Here is a 19,577-nt window from a genome sequence, read left to right on the forward strand (position 1 = left end):
GAGTGATTACCCCACCGTCCACGTGCATTTCCTGAAACTGTTTGCCGTCAACGTCTACATCGATCATGACGGGTGAGACGGCGCCGGGAATACTCATCGACGCGATCATGATGTTGCGGAAGAGGTCGAGCGCTCCCGGTGCAACGCTTGCGGCAATAGTGCCCATGTTCCAAGTGACTGGCCGCCCTGAATCAAGATCGGTTGTGCCGATCAGCAGGATTCGCCCTTTGGCGTATTCCGATGCAATCGCCGCAAGAATTTCCGCGGTGATGTACTTTGTGATGAGCCGCGACAGTGGTTTGCTGTCCGCTATACCGTCGCTGGCAAGACGGGTCAGCACGTTTCGCGAATGAAAAACGTCTTTTGGACCGATGGCGTTGGCGATATACCGAATGACTTCGTCGTACTCGGATCCCAGGTAAGCGAACGGGGCGACCAGGGCGCCCGCGCTAATGCCCGTGACGACCTTGAACATGGGGCGAGTCCCATGCGTGGTCCACCCCGTAATGAGTCCTGCTGCGAATGTGCCTGCGTCACCGCCTCCCGAAACTGCCAGCATATTTGCCAGCGGCAGGATGTTGTTCGGTTTCCCTGCCTTGGCGAGAGCCTCGCTCTCGCGTTTGTTGCCCTCAGTTGCATCCTGAATGAACAGAGTCAGGTCGTGGTCCAACCAATAGCGAGCATTGGGAATGCCAGGGATGACCGCTTTTTCCGTTAACGTTTGCGGCACAGCATCACGGCGTGGCAAGCCCCCTTGCAGGAACATGTTCAGAGTCGAGGCGCCAGGTCTGAGCGCGAATGGTTTCAAAACGCCTCCTCCGGCCCCTGCAGTCGACAGCAAGCGCGCGCTCATCGTACTCGAGAAAGTCCTTACCCATGGTGCCCGAGATGTCTACACGCCAGCCGACTGCGACACATCATTCGAACGCCAGACAGCTCATTTTGCGCTCCTTGACATGATAAAAAAACTCATTGGCCGCGCGCTCAGGTTCACTTGGCCTGCGAGGCTTGCTTCCAGGCTTTGATAGCCTCCAGTCCCTTATAGATATGGCTCGAACTTTTATCACTTCACGCCATGCACTCACCATAGATGACCTCATGTCATCCATCCCTTGAAAATCCATCCTTTGTCAGGTCCCTGTGTTGCGCTCTCTAATGCCGAAAAGCTGAGTGACCAAGATCACTTGTTTCAACAATAAAAGCTCTTTCAGGAGATTGTATGCACAGTGGTCCCACTCTATTGGTGGTGTTGTTTTCCGCCATCATTCTGATCGTTTTTCTAATCGTCAAAGTGCGTGTCCACGCATTCCTGGCCTTGACCGCAGCGAGCTTTGTGGTGGGCATCGGTTCAGGCATGCCACTGGCGCAAATGGCCTCTTCCTATGAAAAAGGTGTCGGTGGAACACTCGGATTCCTGGCAACGATCATTGGCCTTGGCGGCATACTCGGCAAGATGCTGGAAGAATCCGGTGGCGCGGAGCGCATTGCCCAGACGCTATTGAGCACCCTGGGTAAAGAGCGTGCCTCATGGGCCATGATGCTAGTAGGGTTTATCGCGGGCATCCCGGTGTTCTTCGAGGTTGGATTCGTTCTGCTGATTCCCCTGATCTATGTGGTCGCCAAAGAGACCCGGATCAACCTTTTGTACCTGGGCGTGCCCTTGGCCGTGTCGCTGATGGCAGTTCATTGCATGTTGCCCCCGCACCCTGCCGCGATGGCCATCACCGGGCTGCTGGGCGCCGATGTCGGCAAGGTTATTGTGTATGGCCTCATTATCGCGCTGCCTACCGCCATCATTGCCGGGCCGCTGTGGATCAAGCTGGTCTGCAAGAGTGAAGCGCCTGACACTCAAGAAGCTTTTCTGGACGAACATTGCGTTGACAGCGCGACCCGGGACTTGCCAGGCCTTGGCTTGACACTGCTGACCATCCTGCTGCCACTGCTGCTGATGGTCGGCAAAAGTTTTGCGGCCGGACTGCCCCATGATTCCGGGTTCTTCAGCATCGTTTCGTTCCTGGGCACGCCGCTGATAGCACTGTCCATTGCTGTGGTGTTCGCTTACTGGGCGCTGGGTTTGCGCCGCGGCTTATCAATGCCTGACTTGCTCGCGCACACTCAGAAGAGCTTTCCTCCGCTGGCCAGCATTCTGCTGATCATCGGTGCCGGTGGGGCATTCAACGGCATCCTGGTCGACAGCGGCGTGGGTAACGCGCTGTCCGGCTCGTTGACGCAATTGAACATGAATCCCATCGTCCTGGCGTGGTTGGTGGCAGGGCTGATGCACTTCGCCGTCGGTTCAGCGACAGTGGCAATGATCAGCGCCGCCGGCATGGTGATGCCGATGCTGAGCGCTCATCCCACCGTGAGTAAGGAAATTATCTGCATTGCCATCGGTGCCGGCGCCATTGGCTGGACCCATGTGACGGACTCGGCCTTCTGGGTGGTCAAGGAGTATCTGGGCGTCTCGCTCGCCGAAGCGTTGAAGAAATTCACCTCGGCTACCGTACTGGCTTCATTGATCGCGCTGGGCCTGACCCTGCTGCTGTCGCAATTCGTTTGATTCAACCCGTATTTTCCGCCTGATTGTTTAAAGGGACCACGCCATGATTTTGGGCAAGACACTTGAAAGCTGGTACGCCAGTTATCCTTTGATTCGCGATCTGGTCGCGCTGCAAGAAACCACTTGGTTCAACCCTGCCGTGGCCCCGGTCGCGGAATCGATTGGCGATGTGGGGTTGACGGCCGCAGACGTCGCCGATGCCAGTGCGCGACTGACGCGTTTTGCTTCTTACCTGCGGCGCGCGTTTCCGGAGACGGAGTGCAGTGGCGGCATTATCGAATCGGACATTCTGCCCGTACCACACCTGCAGCAATTGCTCGGCGAGCGCTACGGTCAGGCGTTGCAAGGGGCGCTGTGGCTCAAGCGGGACAGCCATCTGCCGATTTCGGGCTCCATCAAGGCGCGCGGTGGTATTTATGAAGTACTCAAGCATGCCGAAGACCTGGCGTTGGCCGCGAATCTGCTGACGCTTGATGATGACTACGCGGTGCTGGACAGCGATAAGGCGCGTGCCTTTTTCGGCCAATACAAAATAGCCGTTGGCTCGACCGGCAACCTTGGCATGTCCATCGGCATCATGGGGGCGGCATTGGGTTTCCAGGTGACCGTGCATATGTCGGCGGATGCGCGGCAATGGAAGAAAGACAAGTTACGTTCACACGGCGTTACCGTTATTGAGTACTCCTCCGATTACAGTGTGGCCGTCTCGCAAGGCCGTCAACAAGCGGAGTCCGATCCAGCCTGCCATTTTGTGGACGATGAAAACTCGGTCAACCTGTTCCTGGGCTACTCGGTGGCTGCCGAGCGCCTGAAAAAGCAATTGGCAGCGGCTGACATCACCGTGGATGCGCAACATCCATTGTTTGTTTATCTGCCCTGTGGGGTGGGTGGCGCGCCTGGGGGCGTGGCCTTCGGCCTGAAGCTAGCCTTTGGCGACGCTGTCCATTGCATCTTCGCCGAGCCCACACACTCGCCATGCATGATGCTGGGCGTCTATACCGGCCTGCACGACGAAGTGAGCGTGCAAGACTTCGGCATCGACAACGTGACGGCTGCGGACGGCCTGGCCGTCGGACGCGCTTCAGGTTTTGTCGGCAAGGCCATGCAGCGCTTGCTTGATGGTTTCTACACGGTCAGCGACGAGGAAATGTACAGTTTGCTGGCACTGATGGAGCGCAGCGAAGGTGTGCGCCTCGAGCCATCCGCGCTCGCCGGCGTGCCCGGCATTGCCAGAGTCCAGGCCGACCAGCAGGGCTACCTGGCTCGCGCGCGCCTGGACCGTCAGGCCATGGTGCAAGCCACCCATCTGGTTTGGGCAACGGGCGGCAATATGGTGCCTTGCGACGAGATGGAAGCTTATCTGGCCATGGGCCGTGAATTGCTCGCCAAAGGTTAATCTGGTCTGAATGGACCCGAATTGGCTGGACTCGACAGAGTTCTCGCTGATTTAAGCCTGAACCGGATGTGGCAAGATCAACGTCTTGCCACATCCGTTACGTTTGCCCGCTGGAAATGCGTACAACGCAAGGCGGCTTTTGGGTTTCAGGGAAAACTGTCGTGCTCAACCTTCCTCCACGTATCAGCTCCAGGCTCAACAGCAGCCAGTTCGCGAACCTTCACACCTTTTTGGTTGCCGCTCGTCATCTGAGCTTCGCCCGTGCGGCAGAGGAACTGTGTTTGACCGCAAGCGCCGTGAGCCACCGTATAAGTCGTCTGGAAACCGCCTTATCCATGAAACTGTTCCAGCGCCTGACCCGGCAGGTCAGCCTGACCGACGAAGGCGAGCGTATCTTCGAAATACTCCAGAATGCGATGGGAGAATTGTCCGAGGCACTCGAGCAATCGACACAGGCGGAAATTGCCGGCTCGATCGCGCTCTATGTCAGGCCTTCCATTGCCCAATGCTGGCTGGTTCCCAGGCTGGCGGATTTTATCGAGCGATATCCCTTGGTGTCATTGGACCTGCGGGTAGGCAATGACAATGTCGACTTTCGAACCCGTAAAATCGACTTGGCCCTGTACTACGCCAATGGCGAGTTTCCCGGGTTGACGAGCCATCGGTTGATGCGCGAGCGGCTGGCCCCGGTGTGTAGTCCCGAGTATGCGCGACGCCATCGCCTGGAGGAGAACCCGGACAACTTAAGGAACTGCACAATCTTGCATGACTCCCTGGCGTGGGATCATGCGGCCTATGATGCCGAGTGGACGCTTTGGGCAGAGCAACACAACATGCTCGCGGCACTTCCCAAACGTAGCTTGACCTTCGATCGCTCTGATTTATGTGTGACCGCAGCCATGAACCACGCCGGCATTGCGATTGGCCGTCAGCAGCTTGTGCAGAAGCGGGTTGATCGCGGCGAGCTCGTCCTGCCGCTCGCTGAATTCAGCCGCTCAGGCCACTACGATTACTATCTGGTTCACCCGTCGCTCGGCACTATCCCTAAGCGACTGCTGGTTTTCATGAACTGGCTACGAGAATGCGCACATCAATCATCACCTCTGGATGAGAACGACGACCTGTCCTGATGAGGCAATCAAGCCGGCATCTGTTCGGTAAACAGCGTCACGGCGATGATGATCATGATCGCTCCGGAGAAACGACTGACCCACTGAGCGGCGGCTGGGCGTGCCTTTAGAACAACCTGTGAGCCAAAACCGACCAAGAGATAAATAACGCCACAACTGACGGTGTGGACAAGCCCGAGCGCGATCATCTGCGTCGGTACAGGCCAGGGGGCAGTGGCATCGGCAAACTGGGGCAAGAGCGCCAGGAACAGCAGGAACACTTTCGGATTCAAGCCGCTGACGCAAAGCCCCTTGAGCGCCCAGCGCAACCATGAGCCTGACGCCTGAACTTCATCGGTGTGGGGTGTGGAGGGACGGGTGAGCATGTTGATGCCCAACCAAAGCAGGTAACCCGCCCCGGCCATCGTCAGCACTGACATGACCCCAGGATGGTTGGCGACCAGGGTGCCGACACCAGCGGCTACCACCAATGTGGCAATCAGGTGGCCGGACAGCAGTCCGCCCACAGCCGGTATGACGACGCGATGCTTCAGGCCAGCGGATATCGCGTAGGCCCAATCCGCTCCGGGCGTAACGACGAACAGAAACGACACCGCCCAGAAGGCAACAAAGACACTGAAGGTCATGGCGTCACCCACGCCCGTTCATCAATCATCGCGTTATTCATCATCCCGCCTCTCATAGGCCACCCCTCTTGTTTCCTGAAGAGGAGTACGGCTGTTAATGGATGGGGGAAGATTAATGAAATGTTGTTAGAATTAAATATCAAATGTGGTCGTATTTTCGTCGCAGTGAGGGAGATTATTCTACGTGGACAGAACTGACCGGAAGATTCTTGCCGAGCTGCAAAAGGATGGCCGTCTTTCGGTCACTGAACTTGCCGAACGCGTCGGCTTGAGCCTTTCACCCTGTCATCGGCGAGTGCGGGCACTGGAGGACTCCGGTGTATTGCTGGGCTACCGTGCGCAGCTTGATCCCGGTGCACTGGGCCTGAATTTTTCCGCAATGGTATTTGCCACGCTCCGCGAGGGTGACCGGCAAGCCGTCGAGGCGTTCGAGGCGGCGCTCATTGAAATACCTCAGGTGGTCGATGCCCAAAGGTTGTTTGGGGAGCCGGACTACCTGCTGCACGTCATTGCCCAGGACTTGCCCGCCTTTCAAAGGCTTTACGATGAGAGCCTCTCGACATTGCCTAATGTGCAACGGCTCACCTCGACCCTGGTCATGAAGCGGGTCATTCAAGACAGACCGCTACCTTTGTGATCGGCGCGGCACATCTTCTGTTTATTTCAGGATTTTGTGGGGGGGAGGCTGCTTCTGACAGGTTCTGTTGAAAAAGTGGTTCCCTGTCTGTCAGTGCTGTTTTGGAGGTGCTTCTCGGGCATGCGAAAAATGGGTATGACCGTTGAATCCACAGCAAGCAGACGTTTATCGCCGCATCACTCAGGCAAATGCAGCTTCTACAAATGCCTCTAGCGCCTTGTCTTCCAGGATTTCGATAGAGAAGTGCCCGAAGCGCTTGGGCAACCAGATAATGCGTGTCCCGGACGGGGATTGCAGGTTCGCGCGGGCCAATGGCTTTCCGTTTTCGTCTTCTGGCTGGACACCGGCGACCATCAGTTCGTCATAGGCCTTCTCGATGTCCGGCGTCGAATAGCAGTGGCGATAAATCATCCCTTCACCCGAGGAGTCCAATAGCTCCCTCAGATTCCCGGCCAACGGCTGTACTAGCATGAAACGCTCTTGACCGATCAGCGCAATCGCGTAGCGCACGTGCAGACCACCTCGCTCCCAGACGAGCGTTTTGGAGATCCTGGCGTTCAGTATCTGTACGTAGTAAGCACAGGCTTCGTCGAGATTCTTGACCAGTACATCGATGTGACTGAACTTCAGTTCCATTGCATGCCTCCTGCCGACCCTGCGTCCTATTGACCTTGGATGAGAAATGGGTACCGATCTTGAGAGTGCTCAATCACAGACCGAGGTCAGCATGCCATTAACCGCTCTCTTGCGTTGCAGTGATCTTGTCGACACCAGTAATTACTACCGTGAAACTCAGTGAGTCAGAAGCAAGGGGGGGCGGCAATGCAGGCAAGAAAAGTAGGGCCGAGTGATCTGGATCATCTGTGTAAGTCATTAAGCCAGGCAGGGCTGCCCTTCAGTGATGTCAGTGAACCAGATCGACAGTTTTACCGGTTCGAAGTGGATGGGGAGTGGGTGGCTTATGGGGGGCTCGAGGGTGCGGGTTCCGATCTGTTGCTTCGCTCAATAGTCGTTTGTGAGACGCATCGTGGAGAGGGGCTGGGTAAAGCGGTGTTGTCTGAACTGGAACGCTATGCGGTCTCTCAAGGCGCAGTCCGATTGCACCTGTTGACTCAAGGCGCTGCTGGTTTTTTCTCTGCCAATGGATACGAACTGCTTGGCAGGGACGAGGCGCCTGCGGCTATCACCCAGACAGTTCAATTCAAGCATTTGTGCCCTGCATCGGCGAAGTATCTGCGCAAGTTGCTTAACGGTCCCCCTTGTACTGATTAGTCATTGATGTGCATCAGCACTCCGAGTGATTGAAGCTGGCCTGATGGACGGGCTGTCGTAAAACTGTAATGTTGCGGTCATAGAATTGAAATGACTACTTAGATTTTCCTTCAGTTGGCCTTAGGCCACTTTCATGGATGAACAAGCCCGATGCGTCGTGTCGTATTCAATCAGAAAGGTGGTGTTGGAAAATCCAGCATTGCCTGCAATCTTGCCGCTGTAAGTGCTGCCGAAGGTTACCGAACGCTGCTGGTTGACCTCGATCCCCAGGCAAACTCGACTCACTACCTCACGGGACTACTCAACGAGCGCATTCCCGCAGGCATAGCCGATTTCTTCAAACAGACACTGTCCAGCGGCTTCGAAGGCAGAAGGAATCGAGTGGCCATAACCGAGACCCTTTACGACAACCTTCACCTGGTGGCTGCCAGCCCTGAACTCTCAGACATTCAGGCAAAACTTGAGAGCAAGTTCAAGATCAACAAGCTACGCAAGTTATTGGTTGAGCTGTCCGGGGATTATGAACGCATCTATATCGACACACCTGCGTCGCTGAATTTCTACACATTCAGTGCACTGGTGGCTGCCGATCGAATACTGATTCCGTTCGATTGCGACAGCTTTTCTCGTCAGGCGCTGTATCGCGTTCTCGCGCAGGTAGAAGATCTACGTAGTGATCACAACGAATCACTGGAAGTGGAAGGGGTGGTGGTTAACCAGTTCACTGAGCGCACTGGCATGCACCAAAGTCTCATTGATGAGCTGTTGGCAGAGGGTTTACCTCTGCTACCGGTTTACCTGAGCAGCTCCGTCAAGATGCGTGAATCTCACGAAGTTTCAGTCCCTCTCGTCCATTTGGCTCCTCGCCACAGGCTTTCGCTGGAGTTTGTTGGCTTGCTGGATGCCCTGGAGCGGGCCGCTTAGCTTCATCACTGATGGATTCGGCTAGCGTCGACTCAGCCGGAGTCGGCGATTCAGAACCCGTTCGTGCAGCTGAAACACTGGCGAAACATTCCAGCCTTATGATTCGCGTCACTGAAACCTGGGGGGTTGGAGATGAATCGGCCATCAAGAAGCATGCGCAAACTGCTCGACTCCGTCGCAACCAATAATGAGGTAGCGGCGCTTGATGTGATGCGCGCAGCAGAACAGCTCCAGGACGAGGTGCTTCGTCAGCGGTTGCTCAACATGATTCACCAGCTCAACCGCGATGCCAATGACTTGCGGATGGCGCGCGACGATATCCAGGGCGGCACCATAAAGCTCGCATGAGCAGTCATCTCTTCTGGATTCAGCCGGTGGATCCCGCCACCACCACAGCGAAGTTGTTCATTGTGGATTAGCGGATTGAGGTGTTGAACCGCATAGCGCGCCCACCCGATTTGTTTGTAGCCAGCACGGTCGCGTACTGGGGGTCGAAACATATTGCCGCATCATTGAGCGTGGCTCAGGCCGTCCCGAGCCACTTATCACTCAGGCGGGGAATTGGGCAATCCAGTGCCTGGCAATCTCTTCGCGCCTACAGATCCACACTGCGTCGTGGCCTTGCACGTAATCCAGAAAACGCGCCAGCGCCATCGCACGACCAGGATGGCCACTGATCCGCCCATGCAGGCCGACGCTCATCATCTTCGGGTGGTGCGCGCCCTCCTGCCACAGCAGGTCGAAAGCATCCTTGAGCAGCCGGAAGAAGTCTTCACCGCAGGCGAAACCATTCGCCAGCAGATAGCGGGCGTCGTTGTTGACCAGCGTGTAAGGGATCACCAGGTGGGCGGGCGTGCCCGGGAGCCAATAGGGCAGGTCATCGTTGTAAGCGTCCGAGCTATAGAGAAACCCACCTTCCTCACGCAACAGGCGACGGGTGTTCTGGCTGACCCTTCCTGTGTACCAACCTGTGGGGCGTTTACCGCAGATCTGCTCGATCACGTCGAGGGTGAGGCGGATATGGCGCCGCTCCTGGTCTTCAGGCATGTCGCGATAGTCCAGCCAACGGTAGCCATGCCCGGCAATCTCATGTCCGGCAGCGCAGAGCGCATGGCCAATCGCCGGGGTGAGTTCCAGTGCTCGGCCGACGGCGAAAGCGGTCAGCGGCAGGCTTCGGGCGTTGAACAGCTCCAGAATGCGCCACACACCTGCGCGCGATCCGTATTCGTACATGCCCTCTACGCTCAAGTCCGGTTCCCCCACACGCGGCGGACGGCCCGGTAGCTCGTGAAGCCAGGCCTCCGACTGTGCATCGCCATTGAGGATGCATGACTCCGCGCCCTCTTCGATGTTGAGTACGAACTGGACCGCGACGCGCGCCTCACCGGGCCATCGCGGGTGGGGTGGGCAGCCGCCATAACCGATGAGGTCGCGAGCGGACATCAGCCCAGCTCGAAAGTCGTGACGCCGAACACACGTTCGTGCGCGATCGCCGGAGGAGGGCCGAGGTACATGCGTGCGCAGCCGAAAACTTCGATCATGCCCTGTTGGTGCACGAGCGCCATCGCGGCGGGGTTGTTCTGCGGGGCATCGAGAAACAGCGGGCCACCCTGCGCAAATTCCGCCAGGCGCGCGTAGAGGGCATTGGCTGCCAGGGCGTCATCGGCGAACAAGGGGCCGATCTTGCAGCCTTCCCGGCAGCGCCTGATTACGCCATAGCCGCTTAGCCTGCCCTCGCGCCGGCAACCCACGGCGAGTGCATCGGCTTGGGCTATCCATCCGCTCAGGAAGGTTGCGCGCGCGGCGGGGAAGCAGGTGCGGTCGTAATCGACAACCTGATCGAGCGGGAAAGTGGCCAGCGGGACGATGTCCTGGTCGTCTACTTGCGAGGTCGCCAGGCGTTCGGTGATCTCGGCACGAAAACGCATGTTGCGATGGGAGAAGACGAAACCGCCCTTGGCGTAGTAGTCCTGCATCGCGAAGACGCCGTCCATGCCGATGCTCGCGCCTGGGCGCAGGCGGGCGAGGAGTCGCTCGCGGCGTGCGTGCCAGAGGGTATTGCCCAGACCTTGACCGCGATATTCAGGCCGGACGATGAAAAAGCCCATGAAACCGAATTCGCCATCGTAGGAGGTGATGGCACCGCCGCCGATCAATTCGCCGCCCCGGGACGCCGCGATGAAGGCGGCAGGGTCCGTCGCCCAGAACAGCTCGGCATCGTGGAGACCGGGATTCCAACCCTCACGGGCAGCCCAATCGACGAGCTCGTCCAGCTCGGGACGGGTCATGTTGCGTATGACCAGCTGATTCGACACCGCGAAGTTCTCCTCAGACGCTAATCGAGCGTGTGGTCCATCCCCACTCTGAACCCTTTCGGTATAGCTTCAACCCGAGTTTTGATCCAGTTCGTCACGTCACCTGCAGAATATGTTCGGTCCCATTGAATTGTCCTGAGCGCGAGGCCCGGTTGTTTTCTGCTGCGGAAACCATGGTCGACTTTTTCAACAGAGTCGGCCGAAAGCGCTCCTTGGATGAACGTCCGGTCTTGACCAGTTCCCTTCGATACCGGCCAATTTATCCCTGCCGAGCGGGTCTCTGGCAACGTTTGATAGCCCGCACCCGGCAACCCAATCCTGGGAGCGACCTGCCAACAGCGCCACACCTCAACTTCGCAAAACCCTCAAAGCAACCGTTCAATGGCAGAATCCCCTCAACTTGATCGTTTTGGAGAACACCATGCTTCGTGCGTTTGAACGAAGGCTCGACCCCTTTCCTCCTGACGAGGTACCACCGCCACCCGATGGCCTGGCTCGCTTTCTGTGGGCCTGTACGCGGGGCGCCCGCGGTTACATCCTTGCACTTGCGCTACTAAGTGCCGGTGTGTCGATTTACGAAGCCTGGCTGTTTTCCTTCCTCGGGCAGGTCGTGGACCTGCTCTCGACCTGGCAGGCAGGCGGTGAAGCGGCTGCGCAGGAAAGTCGCGTGTTGTGGGGCATGGGCATCGTAATGGTGACCAGTGTCGGGCTGGTGGCATTGCGCACCATGGTGCAGCACCAGATATTGGCGATTAACTTGCCGTTGCGGCTGCGCTGGGACTTCCATCGCCTGATGCTGCGACAAAGCCTTTCGTTTTTTTCCGATGAGTTTTCCGGCCGAGTCACTACCAAGGTGATGCAGACTGCGCTGGCGGTGCGTGATGTGCTGTTCACCCTGATCGAGATCGTGCCCGGGATCGGGGTGTATTTCATTGCGATCATCGCCCTGGCCGGCGGCTTCGCTCTGAAACTGATGCTGCCTTTTGTTGCCTGGGTCGTGTTGTTCGGCCTGGCCATGCTGTACTTCGTGCCCCGTCTGGGGAAAGTCGGGCAGGAACAGGCTAATGCGCGGTCGATGATGACCGGGCGTATCTCGGACGCCTACACGAACATCACTACGGTGAAACTGTTCTCCCACTCCAATCGTGAAGCGCACTTCGCGCGCGCAGCGATGGAGGATTTCAAGCACACCGGCTTTCGCCAGATGCGCCTGGTAAGCCAGTTCGAAATCGTCAACCAGGCATTGGTGGTGGCGTTGATCATGGCAGCGGGTGGTTATGCCCTGTGGCTATGGCACCAGGGTGAGGTCGGCGCAGGTGCCGTGGCGGCAATCACCGCCATGGCGTTGCGTATCAATGGCATGTCGAACTGGATCATGTGGCAAATGACCTCGCTGTTCGAGAGCATCGGCACCGTGCAGGATGGCATGGCAACGCTGACCCAGGGCACCAAGGTGCAGGACGCGCCGGGTGCCGGCGTGCTGGTGACCTCCGGCGGCGCGGTAACCTTCGATAAGGTGAGCTTCAATTACAATGGTGAACGCCAGGTGCTCGATGGCCTGAGCCTGAGCATCCGCCCGGGCGAAAAAATCGGCTTGGTTGGCCGCTCTGGCGCCGGCAAATCCACGCTTATCAACTTGCTGCTGCGTTTCTATGACGTCGACAGCGGGGAGATTCGCATCGACGGCCAAAACATCGCACAAGTGACGCAAGACAGCCTGCGCGGCTGCATCGGTATGGTCACGCAGGATACCTCTCTGCTGCACCGTTCCATTCGCGACAACATCGCCTACGGCCGTCCCGATGCGACCGACGCGCAAATCCGCAGCGCCGCGGCCAATGCCCAGGCCGATGAATTCATAAGCCAATTGAGCGACCGGCAAGGCCATACCGGCTACGACACCCTTGTGGGGGAGCGCGGCATCAAGCTGTCGGGCGGCCAGCGCCAACGCGTCGCGATTGCCCGGGTGATGCTCAAGAACGCCCCGATCCTGCTTCTTGACGAGGCCACCAGCGCGCTGGACTCGGAAGTCGAAGTGGCCATTCAGGAAAGCCTCGATGAAATGATGCAGGGCAAGACTGTGATCGCCATCGCCCATCGGCTGTCCACGATTGCAGCCATGGATCGGCTCATCGTCATGGATGACGGACGCATCATCGAACAGGGCACCCACACCGAATTGCTCGGGAAGAATGGCGTCTATGCGCGGCTTTGGCAGCATCAAAGCGGCGGGTTCCTGGGGGAGGATAAGGGCGTGGTAGAAGAGGCTATGGATCAGGCGTGAGTGTGAAGGGTACGCAGCAGGGGGAGGGGCGCCGACTGGCCGATAGCTGCCTGACGCGATGGGCAGCTACCGACCGGTTGAGTCCACAACACAAAGCTGACGGTCGGCTTGGCTCAGATTCAGATTGAGCAAGCCGGTCTCTCACCCAACCGCTCTACCAACCTTACGAGATAACCGTCGGGATCCTGGACGATGAATTCGCGCTGGCCTACTTCTACATTGTCCGCCCGATACCAGGTGTCTTTGCATTCTCGATAGAGAGGAAATCCAACCTGATCAAGTTTTTGGATGATGGGTGCGACAGCCTCAACATCAATCTGTAGGTTGATGCCTCTTCCAAACGGCTTAGTCAACGGCGCAGTCAGCCATTGACCCGCGTCCGAATCAACCTGCTCAAGCATTACTTGAGCACCATTCAAATCAAGGTATGCAAATCCATCTTCCGGGCGTTGATAAGCTACTTTGAACTCCAGGCAATAAACCCAAAAAGCCAGGCTGCTATCCAGGTTGCTTACCATTAACTCCGGAACCAGTTTGTTACGTTCGAACATGAGATGACTTCCATTTCAAAAGGCTCATTTTTGCGGGCGGGCAGGTTCTGCACTTATGGCTTCGATTCTTCCCTTCCGAAAATCGTGCAGGAATTTACCCCTCGTGGCCGGTGACGGAAAAATTGAGTCCATCAGGCTGATCAGGGCCTGACCCGAAAGCTCAGAGCACCCCGGGCACCACCAGGGTCAACCAGGCAACACAGGGTCCCACCAGGGCAACCACCGCGCTATAGATCAGCAGACTGCGCAACACTTTTTCTCGTTCCAGCGGGGGGGTATTGGCAACCACCAGCGCACCATTGGTGGAGAACGGGCTGGTGTCGACGATGGTGGTGGAAATGGCGATAGCCGCGACCACGCCGACCGCACTGATGTGGCCCTGGCTCAAGAATGGCACGGCCAGGGGAATGATCACCCCTAGCAACGCCGTGGACGAAGCGAAGGACGAGATAATTGCGGCCGTGAAGCACAGCAGCAAAGCGACCAGCAGCGGCTCACCCAAGCCGGAGATGCCATGGGCGACATAGTCGATGGTACCGATGGTCTGCATCACTCCGATGTAAGTGATGATCCCGGTAATCAGCAGAACAGTCGACCAACTGACCTTGTCGATGGCCGCCTTCTGCGCCTTGGGCGCGAACATGGCCAGGACTACCGCGACCGTCATGGCCACCAACCCGATATTGAACTTGAACACTAATGCCGAGATCGCCAGGGCCAACAGCCCGACCAGCGTCGACAGCTTGGCCCCGTCCAGGCCGCTGAGGGTATGTAGCGGCGCACCGGCACCCGTCAGGTCAGTACGATGATAAGCAGGGGACGCCGGCGTACCACCGTGGCCAAGAATGGCCAGCGATGCACCGGCAGCATGCAATTCGGGACCGGACGGGACCACCACCATTGACACGCGAGCGCTACGTAAACCACCGAAGACTACGAATACCACCATGGCAATCCCCAGATTGAACAGCAGGCTGGCGATGAACAGAGTGAACGGTGCATAAGGCAGCCCGGAGGACGCAACGATCTGATTGGTTATGCCACCGAAAATACTCACAGGGGAGAAACTGCCGCCTTGAGCGCCGTGAATCACCATCAGTCCCATGAGCACGGGGTTGATGCGGTACTGCACGGCGAAGTTGAGAGCAATAGGCGCGAGGATGGCTGCCACCGCAGGGCTCAGCGCACCGAAACCGGTGAGCAGCGCCGCCACCACGAACATCACCCAGGGTATCCAGGCGACATGGCCACGCACCATCAACACTGCCCGTTCGATCAGCCAATCGATGGTGCCGTTGTTCTGGGCGATGCCGAATAAATAGGTGACACCGACCAAAGTCAGGAACAGGTCACTGGGAAAGCCGGCGAAGATGGTCGCCGGTGTCATGTCCATTATCACCGAACCGACGATAAAGACCGCCGCGAACGCCAGCGCGCCCATATTGATGGGCAACACGCTGGCGATGCCGAAAATGACCACTAGCACTAAAATCGACAGAATTTCATTATTCATTTCAATCTGACTCCCCGCATTCGGACGGTCCCGCAGGTACCGTCCTTGTTGTTATTGTTTCGGGATGTTTAGCAATCGACTCGCGTCGGGCCGAGCGTGACGAAACGAGGAAGCGTGGCTTGCCTGCGAAGTCGGTCGTACAAACACAGAAGCTTTCAACGCTGTCGTGCTAATTGCCATTAAATGCTGCTGGCCGGCGCTCGGCAAAGGCTGCCAGTCCTTCGCCAAAGTCAGCGCTTTCGCAGGCTTGTCGGCGCAGTTCGGCAATCTGCTCCATCGCCTGCACCGGAATCGGTTGCAAGTCTTCGAGGATACGCAGCTGTTCCTTGACCGCCGCAACGGCTAGCGGCGCTTTGCAGGCGATGCCGTGTGCCAGCTCCAGCGCGGTCGCTTCCAGCACATCAGTGTCGACCAGTCGGTTGACCAGACCAAACCGTTCCGCCCGCACAGCATCGAGCTTTTGTGCAGTGAAAAACATTTCCTTCAACACATGAATCGGCAAATTGTTGAAGAAGCGCAGCAATCCACTGGTGGTGTAGGGCAATCCAATGTTCACCGGAGTCATGGCAAAGCTTGCGCTGCGGTCCGCGACGACCATGTCGCAGCTCATTACCAGATCCACCGCGCCGCCCCACACCGAGCCGGACACCAGGGCAACCACCACGCCGGGATAGGCGCGGATGCGGCGCAATACCTGTTCGAGCGGTTTGCCATAGGCAATCGGGTCGCGGTCGTGTTGCAGTTCGCGGATATCGTGGCCGGCACTCCACACGGATTGGCCGATTTCGCTGCCGAGGATCACCACCGGGATGCGTTGTGACGCCAGTGCGATGAGACTTTCGTCGAGCGCCGTCAGCAGTTGCGCGCTGAGTGCATTGCGGTGTGTGGGGTTGCTGAAGACCAGCCGCGCGATGCGTTCATCGACCCGGTTGACGGTCACTGTTGTGGAAGAGGCTGAATTCATTGTGCGGCTCCTGTCGATTGCGCGCCGGTCATGTCATCGGAGTTCTGGAACACTATTTTAGCGGCGAGCAGTGCGTTGATTGATGCAGCGTCGAAACCGGCTTCGCGCAATACTTCGACGGTGTGTTCGCCAAGCAGCGGCGGTGGGCGGCTGACAACGCTGTCATTGGCGCAGAACACCGGGGTCACTACCTGACGCAGTGCACCAAGGGTCGGGTGCGTGAGTGTCTCGGTCAGTTGGCTGTGCAGCACCTGCGGGTCGTCGAAGACCTCATCGAGTGTGTTGATCGGGCCGGCGGGTAATCCTGCGTCGACGAACAGCGAGGTCCACTCGCGTTTGCTGCGGGTTTTCAAACGACTTTCCAGAATCTCTCTCAATTCGTCACGACGTTCGACCCTCGCTTCATTGGTGGCGAAGCGCGAATCATCCGGCAGCTCGGGCAAATCGAGCAGTATGCACAAACGCCCCCACATGGCCGAGGTGATCGGCGCCAGATTGAGCGGGCCATCCTTTGTCTGGAACACGCCGTAAGGTGCAATCACCGAATGGGCGTTACCGGTGCGGCGCGGCACATCCCCCAGGCTGAGGTAGCGTTGGCCGTGCACACTCAGCAACCCGACCAGACTGGCCAGCAGCGACGTGCTGACATGTTGGCCACGCCCGGTGCGCTCGCGCTCGAGCAGCGCAGCCAGCACCGCTGTCACCAGCCACATGCCCGAAGTCAAATCGCCGATGGCGGTGCCGGTGCGTGTCGGGTCGCCATCGACGAAACCGGTCAGGCTCATCAGCCCCGAGTAGCCTTGGGCGATCTGGTCGAAGCCGGGCCAACTGCTCATCGGCCCGTCGGCGCCAAAGGCGTTAATGCTGCCCAATACCAGTCGCGGATTGCGGGCGCTGAGCACCTCATAACCGAGGCCCATGCTTTCCAGCGTGCCAGGTTTGAAGTTCTCGATGACGACGTCGGCGTCATCGATCAACTGCTGGATGGTGGTCAACCCTTCGGGGGTGCGCAAGTCAATGCACATGCCGCGCTTGTTGCGGTTACACGATAAGTAGTAGGTGCTCACGCCACGGTCGAAGGGCCCCCAGGTGCGGCTCATATCACCAGTCGGGCCGGGCTCGATCTTGATCACATCGGCACCGAGGTCTGCCAGCACCATGGTGCAGAACGGCCCGGACAGTGCGCGACTCAGGTCGACGATTTTCACGCCTTGCATAGCTTGCATAGGGTTCTCCATTGAAGGGTTGAATACCGGTCATTGCACTAAGGCCTTTGAAGCGCCATTCGCCTGTGACGACCGTTAGCGCTTCGTGTTGTGAGACGAGTCTAGGCGCCGTATCTCATAACCTTCAAATATGATATTTCTCTACAGTCATCGGAAAATCATATGGCTTGGGAGGTACACATGGACCTGCGCCAGTTGCGGTATTTCATCAAGGTGGTCGAGTGCGGGAACATCACCCGCGCCAGTGAAACGCTGCATATCGCGCAGCCAGCCATCAGCCAGCAGATGCGCAACCTGGAACAGGACATGGGCATGCAACTGCTCGAGCGCAGCGTGCATGGCGTTGTTCCCACGGCGGCTGGGCAAACGCTTTATCGGCATGCTATCGAACTGCTGCGCCAGGCCGACGGCACCCACGAACTGCTGCGCCAGGACGCCGAATTCCCGCAAGGCAAAGTCTCGGTCGGCATGCCGTCGAGTACGGCGCGCATGCTGGCAATTCCGCTCGCACGCACGATTCGCAGCCGATATCCGGGTATCAAGTTGGAATTGATTGATTCTCCGAGCGCCGAACTCGGACGTCTGATCACGGTAGGGCGAGTGGCACTGGCGGTGAATGTCGATGTGGTCGAAACCCGGGGCATGGCTTTCCGGCGGCTTTTAACCGAAACGCTGTACTTGGTGGCGTGGCCGGAATTTTCATTATCGGATGAACCGGTGTCGATTGAGGCATTGGCGAAGATGCCGCTGGTGCTGCCCTGTGCTCCGAACACCATTCGCAGTCGGGTCGAATTTGCACTGCAGGAGGCCGGCCTCAAATGCGAGGTTGAATTCGAAGCCAATTCCACCGACCTGTTGTTCTCAGCCGTCAAGGCGCAGCTCGGTGTCACGATCCTGCCGTGGGCCGCAGCCCATGTTGAGCTTGTGCAACACAGGCTCAAGCTGGCCAGGATCGATCATCGACTGTTCAAGCGGGATCTTTCGCTGTGCTGGCATGACACGGTTGTAGAGAGCAATGCCGTGCAGAAGGTCAAGTCGACCATTTTCGAGCTGTTCGAGGCGTTCGAGCGGCAGCCGGGGTGGGCAGATGAACCTGTCAAAGGAAGGAACCTCCAAGATTACTGACAGGCTATATTGGGTCGGAAGTAGTCGTTCGTGAGTGGCTGCTTTTTGCTGTGGATTCAACCGGTCGAAGCCCAGGTTCAAGCAAAAGCTCAAGGTGCGGGTAAACCGGAATTTGAATGTCGGATTCTCTGAACGTTTCGCTCAGGACGGTGTAGTGGGCAAGCTCAGCGTCTTTGCTTCGAGCATTTACCCACCTGTCGCATCTTTTGCCACCTCGTCACTCAGAGAAGTTTGCACAGGAGCAAATTGAGCTTCGTTGTTGTCGATTGAACAGCGGGCAAGGTTTAGTGATAACAAAAGCACACCTTCGCCGCGCAATTTCATTCAGGTTGAGAGGTGAAAATCATGAACAGCATCATCTACATTGTCGGATTAGTAGTGGTGGTCGCGGTTGTCCTGTCGTTCCTGGGATTTGCATAACTTGTGCGTTAATCCCTCAACGTTATGTCCATTTTTTTGTCGTGGACGTTCACCTCATTATGCTTTGCGTTGATGAATGGGCGTCCCGTCTTAGGTCCCATTTGCGCAACCGAAAGACCTGGCTATGGCACGCCGGTCTGTATGTTGTTCGTGGGTGTCATCATCAATCTTTCTGACTGGGAAATGCCACACGTCGTCCTTGGTGAACATTCCGCTGCTCGCATGGCTCTATCGCAACAAGGGCTTTGGGAGTCGTAATCATGTACGAAGACCGAAAAGCGCAAGCGCTTGAGACATGGCAATCAATGCTGGCTATGCCCGAAATTCGAGCGACTGCTCAAGAGCAATACGAAGAATTACTTCGGCTTGCCGAGGACTATTCAATCAAAGGTTTCATCAATCGTGACGAGCGAAAGGGCTTGGTTATGGAGGCCACGAAGCGATATGCCCATTCGGTGGAAGATGTCCATAAAGGAGCATGAGGGCTAAAAATATTCGCCTCGTCGTAATAGCTTCTGGTCGAGCACGCCCGGTTCTCAATCGTCAACTTTTGGCCAATTGATGCCTATCACGAGGGGCAGAATACATCCCAAGCCACCAAGCGATTAGCAGCCGATCATGAAGGGCTGCTTCT

At 57.5% G+C, this 19,577-nt stretch carries 18 protein-coding genes and 1 pseudogene; 10 read left to right on the top strand and 9 right to left on the bottom strand.

Annotated elements, in window-relative coordinates; all coding sequences use genetic code 11:
• Positions 1-16: 16 nt before the first annotated feature.
• Positions 17-853: pseudogene (locus tag KW840_RS27685) on the bottom strand (patatin-like phospholipase family protein); the annotation flags it as partial.
• 366 nt (positions 854-1,219) lie between these two features.
• Between KW840_RS27685 and KW840_RS27690 the strand changes: the two are divergent.
• The 3 genes from KW840_RS27690 (at position 1,220) to dsdC (ending at position 5,086) form a co-directional block, all read left to right on the top strand.
• Positions 1,220-2,560, top strand: coding sequence for a gluconate:H+ symporter (locus KW840_RS27690; protein ID WP_218498423.1), 1,341 nt, complete (start codon positions 1,220-1,222; stop codon positions 2,558-2,560).
• Between the two features lie 43 nt (positions 2,561-2,603).
• Positions 2,604-3,956 (top strand): D-serine ammonia-lyase, encoded by a 1,353-nt coding sequence (gene dsdA, locus KW840_RS27695; RefSeq protein ID WP_218498424.1) that lies wholly within the window; start codon positions 2,604-2,606, stop codon positions 3,954-3,956.
• A gap of 161 nt (positions 3,957-4,117) precedes the next feature.
• Complete coding sequence (dsdC, locus tag KW840_RS27700; protein WP_090454881.1) at positions 4,118-5,086, top strand: DNA-binding transcriptional regulator DsdC; 969 nt, start codon at positions 4,118-4,120, stop codon at positions 5,084-5,086.
• 8 nt (positions 5,087-5,094) lie between these two features.
• Here the strand turns inward: dsdC and KW840_RS27705 are convergent, their stop codons facing one another.
• Positions 5,095-5,712: a LysE family translocator gene (locus KW840_RS27705; protein WP_218498425.1), complete on the bottom strand. Its 618-nt coding sequence runs from the start codon at positions 5,710-5,712 to the stop codon at positions 5,095-5,097.
• A 184-nt stretch (positions 5,713-5,896) separates the two neighbouring features.
• Here KW840_RS27705 and KW840_RS27710 point away from each other — a divergent pair, with 184 nt between their 5' ends.
• Positions 5,897-6,349: an Lrp/AsnC family transcriptional regulator gene (locus tag KW840_RS27710; RefSeq protein WP_090457843.1), complete on the top strand. Its 453-nt coding sequence runs from the start codon at positions 5,897-5,899 to the stop codon at positions 6,347-6,349.
• Positions 6,350-6,529: 180 nt separating this feature from the next.
• Here KW840_RS27710 and KW840_RS27715 read toward each other — a convergent pair whose 3' ends face one another.
• Complete coding sequence (locus tag KW840_RS27715; protein ID WP_057715305.1) at positions 6,530-6,985, bottom strand: VOC family protein; 456 nt, start codon at positions 6,983-6,985, stop codon at positions 6,530-6,532.
• A gap of 186 nt (positions 6,986-7,171) precedes the next feature.
• On the opposite strand from KW840_RS27715, the gene arsN2 reads away from it, so the two are divergent.
• From arsN2 to KW840_RS27730, 3 genes are all read left to right on the top strand, one after another.
• Entirely contained in the window at positions 7,172-7,621 is a 450-nt protein-coding gene (gene arsN2, locus KW840_RS27720; protein ID WP_090454895.1) for an arsenic resistance N-acetyltransferase ArsN2, read from the top strand.
• Positions 7,622-7,771: 150 nt separating this feature from the next.
• On the top strand, positions 7,772-8,545 hold the full coding sequence (locus tag KW840_RS27725; RefSeq protein ID WP_057715304.1) for a ParA family protein: 774 nt from the start codon (positions 7,772-7,774) through the stop codon (positions 8,543-8,545).
• A 132-nt stretch (positions 8,546-8,677) separates the two neighbouring features.
• Positions 8,678-8,893 (top strand): hypothetical protein, encoded by a 216-nt coding sequence (locus KW840_RS27730; RefSeq protein WP_057715303.1) that lies wholly within the window; start codon positions 8,678-8,680, stop codon positions 8,891-8,893.
• A gap of 201 nt (positions 8,894-9,094) precedes the next feature.
• Here the strand turns inward: KW840_RS27730 and puuE are convergent, their stop codons facing one another.
• Positions 9,095-9,988, bottom strand: coding sequence for an allantoinase PuuE (puuE, locus tag KW840_RS27735; protein ID WP_218498426.1), 894 nt, complete (start codon positions 9,986-9,988; stop codon positions 9,095-9,097).
• Positions 9,988-10,860: a GNAT family N-acetyltransferase gene (locus tag KW840_RS27740; RefSeq protein WP_218498427.1), complete on the bottom strand. Its 873-nt coding sequence runs from the start codon at positions 10,858-10,860 to the stop codon at positions 9,988-9,990. Before KW840_RS27740 ends, puuE begins: the two co-directional genes overlap by 1 nt.
• Before the next feature lie 421 nt (positions 10,861-11,281).
• Between KW840_RS27740 and KW840_RS27745 the strand changes: the two genes are divergently transcribed.
• Complete coding sequence (locus KW840_RS27745; RefSeq protein WP_218498428.1) at positions 11,282-13,144, top strand: ABC transporter ATP-binding protein; 1,863 nt, start codon at positions 11,282-11,284, stop codon at positions 13,142-13,144.
• A 119-nt stretch (positions 13,145-13,263) separates the two neighbouring features.
• Here the strand turns inward: KW840_RS27745 and KW840_RS27750 are convergent, their stop codons facing one another.
• From KW840_RS27750 to KW840_RS27765, 4 genes are all read right to left on the bottom strand, one after another.
• On the bottom strand, positions 13,264-13,695 hold the full coding sequence (locus KW840_RS27750) for a VOC family protein (protein WP_218498429.1): 432 nt from the start codon (positions 13,693-13,695) through the stop codon (positions 13,264-13,266).
• Positions 13,696-13,855: 160 nt separating this feature from the next.
• Positions 13,856-15,208, bottom strand: coding sequence for an SLC13 family permease (locus tag KW840_RS27755; RefSeq protein WP_150814798.1), 1,353 nt, complete (start codon positions 15,206-15,208; stop codon positions 13,856-13,858).
• A 169-nt stretch (positions 15,209-15,377) separates the two neighbouring features.
• Positions 15,378-16,172 carry a methylmalonyl-CoA decarboxylase gene (gene scpB / locus KW840_RS27760; RefSeq protein ID WP_218498430.1) on the bottom strand — a complete coding sequence of 265 codons (795 nt, stop codon included), beginning with the start codon at positions 16,170-16,172 and terminating at the stop codon, positions 15,378-15,380.
• On the bottom strand, positions 16,169-17,398 hold the full coding sequence (locus KW840_RS27765; RefSeq protein ID WP_057715296.1) for a CaiB/BaiF CoA-transferase family protein: 1,230 nt from the start codon (positions 17,396-17,398) through the stop codon (positions 16,169-16,171). The genes scpB and KW840_RS27765 overlap by 4 nt, the downstream gene beginning before the upstream one ends.
• Before the next feature lie 180 nt (positions 17,399-17,578).
• On the opposite strand from KW840_RS27765, the gene KW840_RS27770 reads away from it, so the two are divergent.
• Positions 17,579-18,523, top strand: a complete 945-nt coding sequence (locus KW840_RS27770) for a LysR substrate-binding domain-containing protein (RefSeq protein WP_057715295.1) — start codon at positions 17,579-17,581, stop codon at positions 18,521-18,523.
• Between the two features lie 680 nt (positions 18,524-19,203).
• The gene (locus KW840_RS27775) at positions 19,204-19,425 is read left to right on the top strand and encodes a hypothetical protein (RefSeq protein ID WP_057715294.1); all 222 of its coding nucleotides are present in this window, start codon (positions 19,204-19,206) and stop codon (positions 19,423-19,425) included.
• Positions 19,426-19,577 lie beyond the last annotated feature (152 nt).

Origin of the sequence: Pseudomonas sp. PDM30 (genome assembly GCF_019218985.1) — a bacterium.
Taxonomy (GTDB): domain Bacteria; phylum Pseudomonadota; class Gammaproteobacteria; order Pseudomonadales; family Pseudomonadaceae; genus Aquipseudomonas; species Aquipseudomonas jessenii.

Bases quoted from the DNA above. Each gene is read 5' to 3' on its own strand.
- KW840_RS27690 (WP_218498423.1), top strand. From the start codon at position 1,220: ATGCACAGTGGTCCCACTCTATTGGTGGTGTTGTTTTCCGCCATCATT.
- dsdA (WP_218498424.1), top strand. From the start codon at position 2,604: ATGATTTTGGGCAAGACACTTGAAAGCTGGTACGCCAGTTATCCTTTG.
- KW840_RS27705 (WP_218498425.1), bottom strand. From the start codon at position 5,712: ATGACCTTCAGTGTCTTTGTTGCCTTCTGGGCGGTGTCGTTTCTGTTC.
- KW840_RS27715 (WP_057715305.1), bottom strand. From the start codon at position 6,985: ATGGAACTGAAGTTCAGTCACATCGATGTACTGGTCAAGAATCTCGAC.
- arsN2 (WP_090454895.1), top strand. From the start codon at position 7,172: ATGCAGGCAAGAAAAGTAGGGCCGAGTGATCTGGATCATCTGTGTAAG.
- KW840_RS27725 (WP_057715304.1), top strand. From the start codon at position 7,772: ATGCGTCGTGTCGTATTCAATCAGAAAGGTGGTGTTGGAAAATCCAGC.
- KW840_RS27730 (WP_057715303.1), top strand. From the start codon at position 8,678: ATGAATCGGCCATCAAGAAGCATGCGCAAACTGCTCGACTCCGTCGCA.
- puuE (WP_218498426.1), bottom strand. From the start codon at position 9,988: ATGTCCGCTCGCGACCTCATCGGTTATGGCGGCTGCCCACCCCACCCG.
- KW840_RS27745 (WP_218498428.1), top strand. From the start codon at position 11,282: ATGCTTCGTGCGTTTGAACGAAGGCTCGACCCCTTTCCTCCTGACGAG.
- KW840_RS27750 (WP_218498429.1), bottom strand. From the start codon at position 13,695: ATGTTCGAACGTAACAAACTGGTTCCGGAGTTAATGGTAAGCAACCTG.
- KW840_RS27755 (WP_150814798.1), bottom strand. From the start codon at position 15,208: ATGAATAATGAAATTCTGTCGATTTTAGTGCTAGTGGTCATTTTCGGC.
- scpB (WP_218498430.1), bottom strand. From the start codon at position 16,172: ATGAATTCAGCCTCTTCCACAACAGTGACCGTCAACCGGGTCGATGAA.
- KW840_RS27765 (WP_057715296.1), bottom strand. From the start codon at position 17,398: ATGCAAGCTATGCAAGGCGTGAAAATCGTCGACCTGAGTCGCGCACTG.
- KW840_RS27770 (WP_057715295.1), top strand. From the start codon at position 17,579: ATGGACCTGCGCCAGTTGCGGTATTTCATCAAGGTGGTCGAGTGCGGG.
- KW840_RS27775 (WP_057715294.1), top strand. From the start codon at position 19,204: ATGTACGAAGACCGAAAAGCGCAAGCGCTTGAGACATGGCAATCAATG.